This window comes from Paenibacillus sp. BR1-192, assembly GCF_029542445.1.
GTDB lineage: Bacteria > Bacillota > Bacilli > Paenibacillales > Paenibacillaceae > Paenibacillus_AQ > Paenibacillus_AQ lautus_A.
Genome location: NZ_CP120718.1, coordinates 4,762,959 through 4,774,780 on the forward strand (window position 1 = coordinate 4,762,959; position 11,822 = coordinate 4,774,780).

Annotated in this window: 13 protein-coding genes; all 13 read right to left on the minus strand. The window is 51.1% G+C overall.

Translation table 11 applies throughout. From position 1 onward, the window contains the following. Positions 1-40 precede the first annotated feature (40 nt). On the minus strand, positions 41-973 hold the full coding sequence (locus P0X86_RS21300) for a MotE family protein (RefSeq protein WP_213579195.1): 933 nt from the start codon (positions 971-973) through the stop codon (positions 41-43). Positions 974-1,011: 38 nt separating this feature from the next. After that, on the minus strand, positions 1,012-1,455 hold the full coding sequence (gene fliJ, locus P0X86_RS21305) for a flagellar export protein FliJ (RefSeq protein WP_009594763.1): 444 nt from the start codon (positions 1,453-1,455) through the stop codon (positions 1,012-1,014). Between the two features lie 9 nt (positions 1,456-1,464). Then, on the minus strand, positions 1,465-2,784 hold the full coding sequence (gene fliI / locus P0X86_RS21310; protein ID WP_009594717.1) for a flagellar protein export ATPase FliI: 1,320 nt from the start codon (positions 2,782-2,784) through the stop codon (positions 1,465-1,467). After that, positions 2,768-3,622 carry a FliH/SctL family protein gene (locus P0X86_RS21315; RefSeq protein ID WP_277746393.1) on the minus strand — a complete coding sequence of 285 codons (855 nt, stop codon included), beginning with the start codon at positions 3,620-3,622 and terminating at the stop codon, positions 2,768-2,770. Before P0X86_RS21315 ends, fliI begins: the two co-directional genes overlap by 17 nt. Then, entirely contained in the window at positions 3,615-4,631 is a 1,017-nt protein-coding gene (gene fliG, locus P0X86_RS21320) for a flagellar motor switch protein FliG (RefSeq protein WP_015736330.1), read from the minus strand. The genes P0X86_RS21315 and fliG overlap by 8 nt, the downstream gene beginning before the upstream one ends. An 11-nt stretch (positions 4,632-4,642) precedes the next feature. Continuing rightward, positions 4,643-6,223: a flagellar basal-body MS-ring/collar protein FliF gene (gene fliF / locus P0X86_RS21325; RefSeq protein WP_009594716.1), complete on the minus strand. Its 1,581-nt coding sequence runs from the start codon at positions 6,221-6,223 to the stop codon at positions 4,643-4,645. 34 nt (positions 6,224-6,257) lie between these two features. Beyond that, complete coding sequence (gene fliE, locus P0X86_RS21330) at positions 6,258-6,566, minus strand: flagellar hook-basal body complex protein FliE (RefSeq protein ID WP_009594713.1); 309 nt, start codon at positions 6,564-6,566, stop codon at positions 6,258-6,260. A gap of 44 nt (positions 6,567-6,610) precedes the next feature. Beyond that, complete coding sequence (gene flgC / locus P0X86_RS21335; protein WP_009594707.1) at positions 6,611-7,060, minus strand: flagellar basal body rod protein FlgC; 450 nt, start codon at positions 7,058-7,060, stop codon at positions 6,611-6,613. A gap of 6 nt (positions 7,061-7,066) precedes the next feature. Then, on the minus strand, positions 7,067-7,474 hold the full coding sequence (gene flgB / locus P0X86_RS21340; protein WP_015736331.1) for a flagellar basal body rod protein FlgB: 408 nt from the start codon (positions 7,472-7,474) through the stop codon (positions 7,067-7,069). Between the two features lie 457 nt (positions 7,475-7,931). Further along, on the minus strand, positions 7,932-9,338 hold the full coding sequence (gene hslU / locus P0X86_RS21345) for an ATP-dependent protease ATPase subunit HslU (protein ID WP_096774516.1): 1,407 nt from the start codon (positions 9,336-9,338) through the stop codon (positions 7,932-7,934). 49 nt (positions 9,339-9,387) lie between these two features. Beyond that, positions 9,388-9,930, minus strand: a complete 543-nt coding sequence (gene hslV / locus P0X86_RS21350; protein ID WP_006211334.1) for an ATP-dependent protease subunit HslV — start codon at positions 9,928-9,930, stop codon at positions 9,388-9,390. A 29-nt stretch (positions 9,931-9,959) separates the two neighbouring features. Then, the gene (gene trmFO / locus P0X86_RS21355; protein WP_375120308.1) at positions 9,960-11,294 is read right to left on the minus strand and encodes an FADH(2)-oxidizing methylenetetrahydrofolate--tRNA-(uracil(54)-C(5))-methyltransferase TrmFO; all 1,335 of its coding nucleotides are present in this window, start codon (positions 11,292-11,294) and stop codon (positions 9,960-9,962) included. 15 nt (positions 11,295-11,309) lie between these two features. Beyond that, the gene (locus P0X86_RS33330; protein ID WP_481858309.1) at positions 11,310-11,822 is read right to left on the minus strand and encodes a DNA topoisomerase family protein; all 513 of its coding nucleotides are present in this window, start codon (positions 11,820-11,822) and stop codon (positions 11,310-11,312) included.

Consider the following 11,822-nt stretch of genomic DNA (forward strand, 5'->3'; position numbering starts at 1 on the left):
TTTCACCTCCTTTCCTGAGGATGGAGATTCATTTCAGAGCTTATTTAGAGCCCATCAGGCGATTCAATATTTTAGCTGCCAGCTCCGCGTCTTTCGAGGACATCGCATTTAAAATTCGCGAACGCGTAGCATCGTCCACCGTATTTAGAATGGTCATCGTTTTCGCGGGGCTGATCTTGTACGTTTGCATCAGCAGGTCCGCGGCGTTGGCAGGCGTCATTCCGGCAAAAGTCTGATTCAGCTGGCTTTTATCCAGGTTCTCGGAGGTTTTCTTCTGCGCAGTCTCCGCGTCGTTCTTCTTCAGCCTGGATTGCAAAGCGGCAATGGCCAGATCTTCGGAGGTCTCCGCGTCTTTCAGCATCATGGTTGCATCCGCCGCCGTTTTCGGATCCATCTTCTGAAGGATGGCAACCCGGTTGCTGCTCTTCATTTGGCTCAGCATTAGCACCATTTCTTCCAGCGTCAGGTTCTGCATGATCGGTGCGGCTTTGCTGGGACTCATGTCCGCATAAAGCTTGGACAGCTCACGAATCTGCTTGGTGTACGCGTCTTCCTCTTCCGCCTCGCCGTCCGTGGATGTGCTTTGCATCGATTCTATTTGGGTTTCCAGCTCTTTCACCTTGTTTTCCTGCGTTGCTTTTTGCTCCGTTACTTCGTTTAACGTTTCTTCTTTCTCGGCAAGCTGCTTCTTAAGTTCCACGATCGTCGCTTCTGCGCTTTCTTCCTGCTGCTTCGCCTCTTTGAGCTTCTGCTCTTCCGGGGTCAACACCGGGTCAGGGACCCAGTTCTTAACGACCGGAATTTTATTGGCTACTTCGAGCAGCCCATCCCGGACATCGGCTCTGAAAAATACGGCGAGCGCTCCGAGCAGAACGATCGTGAATATAGCAGGTACCAAAATCAACAATATCCGTTCAAATCCACCGCCTGATTCTTCCTTATCAAGCGGCATGTCTTTTCGTGCCACACTCATTCCTCCCTCGCGGTCATACCCACCGGTGTTTGCAAACCTTAACGGGCTCTGATCGCAAAACGTACCGTCGCCATTTCGTCCAGCTCGTTTTGTTCCCGAAGGAGACTTTCATGCCGGAACTTTTCTTGGGATTTGTCTCTTGCCTTCAGCCACACTTTTTCGTCAAGCATTTTGTCGGACAATACCTTTTGTTTCTTCGTTACATTGACATGGGCGATCCGTATGTCATCCCGTTTCCGTTCAATGCATTCTTCCAGGTGCTCTGCATAGACCTGAATGTTTCGGATTTCTGCGACAGGCACGCACCGCGACGCCGCTTCCTGCTGAGCGCGGTACATTTGATCCCGCATCTCATACAGCTCATTCAAGCTTTTCTCTTCCGCCTGCAGCTTCCCGATGGCGCTTGACAGCATCCATTCCGCTTGCGTTTTCTCGTTGCTTTTCAGGTCTACGATTTTCTGGAATGCATAATGAAATTTCATTCTTCAAAGTCATCTCCTTGAAAACTCGGAAATCAAACGTTCCTGAACCTCATCCAATGTGGTCTTCTCATTCACTTTTTGTTTCGTAAAATCCCAGATTCGGCCGATGTATTCGATCGATTCATCGATGTCGGCATTCGAGCCCTGTTGGTAAGCTCCGATATTGATCAAATCCTCCGAGTCCTTGTAGATCGCCATCAAACGCTTTACGTTCTCGGAGGCATCGATTTGTTCCTCAGGCGAGATGTCTTTCATGACCCGGCTAATGCTGGCCAGCACGTCGATCGCCGGAAAATGGCCTTTGTTCGCGATATTCCGGTTCAGGACGATGTGACCATCCAGGATCCCCCTGACCGCGTCCGCGATCGGTTCGTTCATGTCGTCGCCGTCAACCAGCACCGTGTAAAAAGCGGTGATCGAACCCGTCGGACCCGTGCCTGCGCGTTCCAGAAGCTTCGGCAGACTGGCAAATACCGACGGAGTGTAACCGCGCATCGCCGGCGGTTCCCCTACGGCAAGCCCGACTTCGCGCTGCGCCATCGCATAACGGGTAACCGAATCCATCATCAGCATCACGTTCAGGCCGCGATCCCTGAAATATTCGGCGATCGTGGTGGCGATCAAGGCTCCCTTAATGCGGATGAGCGCCGGTTGATCCGAGGTGGCCACGATCACAACGGACCGTTTCAACCCTTCGGGACCCAGGTCCCGCTCGATGAAATCAAGCACCTCTCGTCCCCGTTCACCGATCAAGGCAATGACATTGACATCGGCAGAGGTGTTGCGTGCGATCATTCCCATCAAGGTACTCTTCCCGACGCCGGAGCCGGCGAATATGCCGACACGCTGGCCTTTGCCGATGGAGAGCAATCCGTCAATCGCCCGGACGCCGATGCTGATCGGCTCCTGAACCCTGGGCCGATTAAGCGGGTTCTGCGGTACGTTATGGGTGGAATAATGCGGCATGCGTGCCGGAATAATGGATCCGTCGAGCGGTTGTCCCAATCCGTCCAGCACTTTGCCAAGCAGTTCCGAACCTACCTGCACGCTCAGCGGTTTGCCTGTGCCCACTACATCGCAGCCCGGGCCAATGGAGTGAAGTTCGCCGAGAGGCATCAGCAGCACTTTATTATCTCTGAAACCCACGACCTCCGCCTTGAGCGGCTTGGATTGCTTCGTGGGATAGATGTAGCAAACGTCGCCGATGCTGGCATCCGGCCCTTCGGACTCCACCATCAATCCGATGACCTGCGTAACCTTGCCGTTGATGCGGACGGGATCCAGATGTTTCAGATGGTCCATGTACCGGGCGCTATTCAGCTTCTTCATCTTGATTTCTCCGTTCCTCGACATCAAGGGCGATCCGTACGAGTTCTTTTTTGATCTCGGCCAGCTGTGTATCGATGCGTGCATCCACGCTTCCGAAGGAAGAACGGATGACGCAGCCGCGATCCTTAACCGTGGAGTCCGGCAAAATTTGAAGCTCCGCCTGGGAATCGATCGATAATCCGAGCTCTTCCCGCGCGGCGTTTACGAATTCGAACTGATCGGGAGCTACGCAGAGGGAAATGATTCCTTTTTCCCGCTTGCGCGCCAGGTTCTTTCGAATCAGCTCCAGCGTGAATTCCGGTTCGATCGTAAGCTGACGATCCAGCACCTTCTCCGCAATGCTGCAGCTGAGCTCCACCAAAAACGGCTCCGCTTCCTGGATCAGATCTTCCTTGGCTTGGTGCGCGAGCTGAAGCAGCTCGCTCGCTTGCAGCGTCGCCTGCTCCATCAGTTCCTTCATCTCAAGCTCCGCCTTGGCAGAGCCCTCCGCATATCCTTGATTAAAACCTTCCATTTTCAGCGTTTCGGACAAATCCTCATCTTGAAGCCTTCTTTCGGTCCACCAAGCCTCAATCTGCTCCTGCGCTTCGGTCAACAGACGCTGCGCCTCTTCCGAGGCCTCCCGGATTTGCCTCTCGGCAAACTCTTGAGCGTCCTTCAGCATTTCATGTTTCAAACGTTCGGCTTCAGCCAGCGTTTGTACAGCGGCCGGCTCGGCCGTCGGCGGTGCAGGCTCCTCTACCGTTTCCTCGGTTGGCGAAGCGTAACGACGAGCAAGATCCAACTCTTTCAACACATCCATCGGTTTATAGTGGGACGATTTGATCAAGTTAGACAATGATGTCATCTCCTCCGCCGCGGGCAATAATAACCTCGCCCGCTTCTTCGAGTCTCCGGATCGTGCTTACGATCCGAGTCTGGGCTTCCTCCACGTCACGCAGCCGCACCGGTCCCATATATTCCATTTCTTCGCGGAAGGTTTCGGCCATCCGCTTGGACATATTGCGGAAAATAACGTCCCGCACCTCTTCGCTTGCCACCTTGAGCGCAAGCTGCAGGTCCGCGTTCTCGACGTCGCGGATGATGCGCTGTATCGAACGGTTGTCCACGTTGACGATGTCTTCGAACACAAACATCCGCTTCTTGATTTCTTCCGCAAGCTCGGGATCCTGGATTTCCAGGGAGTCGAGGATCGTCCGTTCCGTTCCGCGGTCTACGCCGTTCAGAATTTGAACGATGGACTCGATGCCGCCCGCACTGGTGTAATCCTGCGTCACCGTAGCCGACAGCTTCTGTTCCAGCACGCGCTCCACCTGAGCGATGACTTCCGGCGAAGTACTGTCCATGACTGCAACCCTGCGCGCAACTTCCGCCTGCTTCTCTTGCGGGAGCGAAGACAGGATCGCGGATGCCTGCTCGTATTGAAGATAAGACAATACGAGAGCGATGGTCTGGGCATTCTCATTTTGGATAAAGTTCAGGATTTGGCTCGGATCCGCTTTACGGGCGAAGTCAAACGGTCTTACCTGAAGCGTTGCCGTCAGCCTGTTGATCACTTCCATCGCTTTTTGCTGTCCAAGCGCCTTCTCCAAAATCTCCTTCGCGTAATTGATGCCGCCCTGCGAGATGTATTCCTGGGCCAGGCAAATTTGATGGAACTCCTGAATAATGCTATCTTTCTCGACGCTGTCGACTTTGCGAACATTCGCAATCTCGAGCGTTAATTGTTCGATTTCTTCATCTCGAAGATGCTTAAATATTTGAGCAGACACTTCCGGGCCAAGTGTAATGAGCAGTATAGCCGCTTTTTGACGTCCGCTTAACATTTGGTTATTTCCCTTAGCCAATGCTTCCACCTCTATTCCTCAGCTAGCCATGTGCGAAGTAAATTCACGAATTCATCTGGCTTCTTCTTCGCCAAGGTTTCGAGCTGCTTACGAACCTGGCTTTCATTGGTTATGCTTTCGAGATTAATCGACGGGAATTCCGTAACGGGCGGAAGCTGAATGTCCTCTTCAAGCTCCTCCTGCTGCTGTCTGCGTCTGCGGATGAAGAAATAGGTTCCTCCCGCAATCAATGCCAACGCAGCGATACCGATTCCCCATAATACAGGCTGTGAAAATACGGATTTCGGATTTTCATCCGCATTTACATTAAATACCTGCGAAATAACCGAAACTTTTTTGGACAAATCAGCGTCTGTATAAGTAGAGTCTGAATCCGAAAGCGATGCTCTTACAATATTGACCAGGATGTTCTGAATAGCCGTTCTTGTGGCATCATCCAAAGTTTGTTGCCCGGCAGGTGGTTCAACCGAGACATTAATGGTTAAATCTTTAACAGTATATGGACTTGCAATGATATCCTTCGTAATCCGGTTAACCTCATAGTTAACGGTTTTGGAGAGCTCTTCCGAATTCGTTTCTCCGCTTCCAGAATCGCTTGGATATCCCGGAACGGCCTCTTCGCCTACGCCGGCCACGCCGCCTGTAGGACTGCCGGTTCCCGAATAGTTCTTCTGGATCTCCTGAACGCTGAGCTCAATCCCCTTCATTTCTTCTTCATCCACAGGGGTTACGATGTTTTCCTTGCTTTGCACCTGATCAAAGTTCAGTTTGGAAGCTACAAGAACATTGACTTTATTCGAACCCATGTATTGCGAGAGGAATTGCTGGACATTTTGCCTTACGTCGTTTTCGAATTTTTTCTGAAGCGCGAAATTTTCTTCCACCTTGCCGATCAATCCGCCTTGACCGCCTTTAGCTGTTGCGAGCAGCTCGACTTCGTCATTGGTGATCGTAATGTTCTCGATCGGCAAATTGGGAATGGCCGTTTTCACGAGGTTGTAGTAACCGTCTATGACTTCCTGATTAGGACGATAGCCCGGTTTAAACTGTACAACCACGGAAGCGCTGGCCTGATCTTCGTTTCCGTTTTTCGCGAACACACTTTCTTTAGGCAGGTTCAATAATACCGTTGCGTCCTGAACGCCCTGCATCTTCTCCAGCAGCCGTTCGACTTCGCCGTTCAGTGCATTTACATATTTCACTTCGAATTCGTTATCCGTCATCCCGATGGCTGACGCATTCTTTTCGAAGGTTTCGAATCCGATCGTGCCGTTCTGCACCAGTCCTTGTGATCCTACATCGATCTGGACTTTAGCTGCGCTTGTGCTCGGAACCAGAATGCTTCTGCCGTCCTCGCTCAGCTTGTAGGAAATCCCCTGGGTCTCCAGGTGGCTGATGATGCCTGCGGCGTCGCTGGAATTCAGATCCCGGAACGCTACTTCATACTTCGTCTTAGAGAACTGCATCGTTAGTACGACTAGAGCAATTAGAACAAATGCTACGGTAGCGATTAACATTATTTTTTGTTTGTTGCTGAATTGGTTCCAATACTGGGTCATTCTCTCCCGATATTGGGTAATTCTCTCGTTCACATTGTCACCCCATCCGAAACTTTGCTAGAAACATTTAGATTTGCGTGCGCATGATCTCTTGATAGGCTTCTACCACTTTGTTTCGGACCTGTGTCGTGAGCTGGATGCTCAACAGAGCCTGTTGGGCGGATATCATCGCCTGATCTACGTTTACTTGTCCAATCATTAATTTATCGCTCATCACGTGCGCGTTCTGTTCCTGCGCGGCCACGGAGTTCAGTGCTTCATTCAGGTAAGAGCCAAAATCTCGAATCGATTCGGAAGGAGTCGCACCATTTTTCACTTGCTCCTGCATTTGCAGCGGCTGTACACCCTGAACACTGAACATTGCATTCTGAATCATCTCTCTCTCCTCCTACTATGCTGGTCTATGTATATATCCTCGTCTTATCTTCCAATCTCCAAAGCCTTCATGATCATCGCTTTCGAAGCGTTTATCGCCGTAACGTTAGCCTCGTAAGAACGGGTAGCTGCAAGCATATCCACCATTTCCTTCGTAATATCGACGTTAGGCATAAAGACATAGCCTTCCGCATTCGCATCCGGATGTGTGGGGTTATATACCTGCTTCAACGGGGATTGATCTTCCCGCACCTGCGCAACCTTGACCCCTTGCCCTGCATTCTGACCGTTCATCTGGGCTCTGAGAAGCCCTTCGAAGGATTCCTGCTGCGGCTGAAACACAACCGTCTTTCGGCGATACGGAACGGCTTGTCCATTCTCGATTCGCGCGCGCGTGGTTTCCGCATTGGCTATGTTGGAGGAGATAACATCCATTCGAAGCCGTTGTGCCGTTAGAGCTGATGCATTAATTCCGAAGCTATTGCTAATATTCATGAATCCCTATCTCCCTTCAATAGCTGTACGCATCATTCGAATCTGCTCATTTACAGCTTGTATGTACGAATTATAACGAAGCTGATTCTCTGCAAGCAGCGACATTTCTCTGTCTGCATCGACATTATTCTGGTTGTTATTCATGGAACTGCTGCCGTCCTTTATGACCGAAGCATCCGGGATTGACCCGGTTGGACCGATGACAAAATGCCTGGGATCCGTTCTTCTGCCCTGAAGCGACAACTGGGCTCCATCCATTTCTTTCTTCAGAAGACTCTCAAAGGATACTTCGGATCTCTTAAAATGAGGTGTATCCACGTTCGCGATGTTGTTTGCAATCACGTTGTTCCTGAGATTCGCTGCATCCAAACCGCTTTGAAGCCGTTGAAAAGAACTATTATTCAACAGATTCACTAGCTCATTCCTCCTGACTGGATTTGCCGAAAGGTATTCCACTCTTCCTAGCTAAACCCTCTTTTTTCGACAAATAATATAATCCGTACGAACTAACCTAGGTCTTAAGTAGAAAAAGACAACATGATGTCACATAAACTAAGTTTCTTAAAGATTGGGACTTTTTACAATAAGAAAAAAGCCCTATCTTTTACCAAAAAGAAGGGCTTTGTGTTCATTTTTATCCGATTTTTTTCTATATTATTGCAAATCGTACCACTAAATCTGTAAATTTTAAGTGAATTTACCCGCTAGGTAGGTCCTGTTCCCATCCTGAATATTCACAAAAAATTGCGAAATCCGTCCCGTTCCCTTCCAACATGCGAAAGCGCTTCGACATCCAGCAAGAAAGGCCGGGATGAATATCGACAATTATCTCCTTTTTGCATACCCGGCAGATAGACCTATACGAATGCAACTACAGAATATACTGGCTCAGGTCCCGATCCTGGGCGATGCCGGCAAGTTTCTCCCGGACATACTGCGGGGTGATCACCATCCGGTCCAGCGTCAATTCAGGCGCTTCAAACGACAGATCCTCCAGCAGCTTCTCCAATATCGTATGGAGCCTCCGTGCGCCGATATTCTCCGTGTTCTGGTTCACCGAAGCCGCGATTTGGGCAATCTCCCGTATCGCTTCCGGCGAAAACTCGATTTCCAGGTCTTCGGTACGAAGCAGATTGACGTATTGTTTGGTCAATGCGTTTTTCGGCTCGGTCAAAATGGAAACAAAATCGTCGAGCGACAAACTGTTCAGCTCTACCCGAATCGGAAAACGCCCCTGAAGCTCGGGAATCAAATCCGACGGCTTCGCGATATGGAATGCGCCAGCAGCAATAAACAGGACAAAATCCGTTTTTACCGGCCCGTATTTCGTCATGATCGTGGAGCCTTCCACGATAGGCAGAATGTCGCGCTGCACGCCTTCCCTGGACACATCAGGACCCGATTGACGTCCCTGGCTGGCAACCTTGTCGATTTCGTCGATGAAAATAATCCCGGATTGCTCGGCCCGTCGTATGGACTCCTGGATGACATCATCCATATCAATGAGCTTGCCTGCTTCTTCCTGCGTAAGCACTTTTCTGGCTTCCTTGACGGATAGCTTGCGGCGCTTCGTACGCTTCGGCATCAGGTTGCCGAACATTTCCTGCATATTCATGCCCATCTGATCGTTGCCCTGTCCGGCAAACATGTCGAACATATTCGGTGCGGCATCCTCCACATCGATCTCAATCGTTTCGTCTTCAAGCTTGCCGGACAGCAGGTTAAAGCGCACCTGTCTCCGCTTCTCTTTAAGACTAACGTCCTTATCGTCCGCCTCTTCCTCATCGGCCTGGGTTTCGTTGTTTCCACCGCCAAATAGCATCTCAAAGGGATTACGCTGGCTCTTCTGGCCTTTGGTTGAAGGCGCCAACAGCTGAACGATCCGCTCGTTCGCCATTTCCTCGGCTTTGTCCTTAACCTTCTCCGTACGTTCCAGCTTCACCATCCGGATCGCGGTTTCCACCAGATCCCGCACCATGGACTCCACATCACGGCCGACATAACCAACCTCGGTAAACTTCGTTGCCTCGACCTTGACGAACGGTGCATGGACCAGCTTGGCAAGCCTTCTCGCAATTTCCGTTTTGCCGACGCCGGTAGGACCGATCATCAGAATGTTCTTCGGTACGATTTCATCCCGCTCGTCATCGGTCAGCAGACTCCGGCGATAACGGTTCCGAAGTGCGACAGCGACCGATTTTTTAGCGTCCTTCTGGCCTACGATGTATTTATCCAGCTCGGATACAATCTGTCTAGGCGTCATCGATTCTTTACTCATCGCGAATACCTCCACCCCTGATATGGCTATATGTTGCTGCATGGCCCTCTTACAGCTCTTCAACAATAATGTTGCTGTTGGTGTAGACACACACCTCAGAAGCGATCTGAAGGGCTTCTCTGGCGATGTCTTTCGCTTCCATATGCCCTGCATGGCGTTTAAGCGCACGTCCGGCAGACAAGGCAAAATTGCCGCCTGACCCGATGGCCAGCACATCATCATCAGGCTCGATGATTTCGCCGCCGCCGGAAATCAGCAGCATCCCCGTTTTGTCCATAACAATCATCAAGGCTTCAAGTTTGCGAAGCACCCTGTCTTGACGCCAGTCCTTCGCAAGCTCGACAGCGGCCCGCTGCAGGTTTCCATGGTGCTCCTCCAGCTTGCCTTCGAATTTCTCAAACAACGTGATCGCATCCGCCACAGAACCGGCAAAACCGGCGACAACTTGTCCCCGGTAAAGACGGCGCACTTTCTTGGCGGTCTGCTTCATGACTACACTTTCACCGAATGTGACTTGGCCATCGCCGGCTATAGCTGCCGTGCCATTGTGCCGCACTGCGCAAATCGTCGTGGCGTGAAAAGTCATTTCCATGATGGCAAGACCTCCCTAAGAAAATAAGATTAGATTGTATTTAGTTCATGCTCGCTGATAAATACGCGTACCCCGTCAAGAGCACGGTTCGCAAGCGCTTCGTTCTTTTCCTTTTTGTTGCGAATCCGCTTCTCTAGGCCCGGAAGAAGACCGAAGTTGGCGTTCATCGGCTGGAAATTATCGGGATCCGCATGGGTTATGTAATAAGCCATGCTCCCGATGGTCGATTCCTGAGGGAATACGATCCCCTCACGCCCCTGAGCCGCCCTTGCCGCATTAATGCCAGCAATCAATCCGGACGCCGCCGATTCGACATACCCTTCGACGCCGGTCATTTGTCCAGCCAGGTACAAATTCGGCCGTGTTTTCACCTGATAGGTTTGTTCCAGCAATTTCGGCGAATTGACAAACGTATTGCGGTGCATGACGCCGTATCGCACGATTTCGGCGTTCTCGAGGCCCGGTATCATGGAAATGATGCGCTTCTGTTCGCCCCACTTCAAATGGGTCTGGAAGCCGACAAGGTTGTAGAGGGTACCCGCCGCATTATCCTGACGGAGCTGCACCACAGCATGCGGCAGCTTGCCCGTATGCGGGTTCACCAATCCAACAGGCTTCATCGGGCCGAACAAGGCGGTTTGTTTGCCACGCTTCATCATGACCTCGATCGGCATGCAGCCCTCAAAATAAATCTCCTTCTCAAACTCTTTCAACTGTGCGACTTCCGCATTGATTAGAGCGTCATAGAAAGCGTCAAACTCTTCTTCCGTCATGGGACAATTCAGATAAGCCGCTTCGCCTTTATCATAACGGGATGCCAGATAGACCTTGCTCATATCAATAGAGTCTTTTTCCACGATCGGAGCAGCCGCATCGTAAAAATAGAAATAGTCTTCGCCCATCAGCTCGCGGATTTGCGACGACAATGCCGGCGAAGTCAGCGGTCCCGTAGCAATCACAACGATGCCTTCTTCAGGTATATGCTGAATTTCTTCATTTACGACCTCGATTAACGGATGCTGATGCAAGGTTTCCGTAATTTCTCCGGAGAAGCCGTCGCGGTCGACGGCCAATGCGCCGCCAGCCGGGACGGAATTGCGGTCAGCCGATCCGATGACGAGGGAATTCAGCATCCGCATCTCTTCCTTCAATACGCCGACCGCATTGGTTAATCCGTTCGCCCGAAGCGAATTACTGCATACAAGCTCGGCGAACTTGTCCGTATGATGAGCCGGCGTCTTTACGACCGGCCGCATCTCGTATAGTGTAACGGGTACGCCTCGGCTGGCGATCTGCCAGGCAGCTTCACTGCCAGCAAGTCCTGCCCCGATAACCGTAACCCTCTGTGAATCTGTCAACGTCATTACCCCCTGTATGCCTTACAAATCTGCTGCTTCGTCCTGTTCCTCGACCATTTCGGAATAATCGCAAGAGGTACACTGAAGCTTGATGCCTTGCTTGCTTTTCTTCTCTACCATTAAACTGCTGCAATTCGGACACGGCTTCGTTGACGGTTTATCCCATGATACAAAGTCGCATTCGGGATACCGGTCACAGCCAAAGAAGACGCGCCCCTTCTTGCTCCGGCGTTCCACGACATGGCCTTCCTTGCATTTCGGGCAAGATACGCCGATGTCCTTCACGATCGGCTTGGTATTCCGGCATTCCGGGAACCCCGAGCAGGCAAGAAACTTGCCGAAACGGCCCAGCTTATAAACCATGGGCTTGCCGCATTTTTCGCAGATCTCATCGGAAACCTCATCTTCGATTTCGATTTCCTTCATTTCTTCCTCTGCTACTTCAAGCCGCTTCTCAAAGGACTCATAGAACTCTGCCAATACCTTGACCCAGTCCTCGGAGCCTTCCTCCACATGGTCGAGATCCTCTTCCAT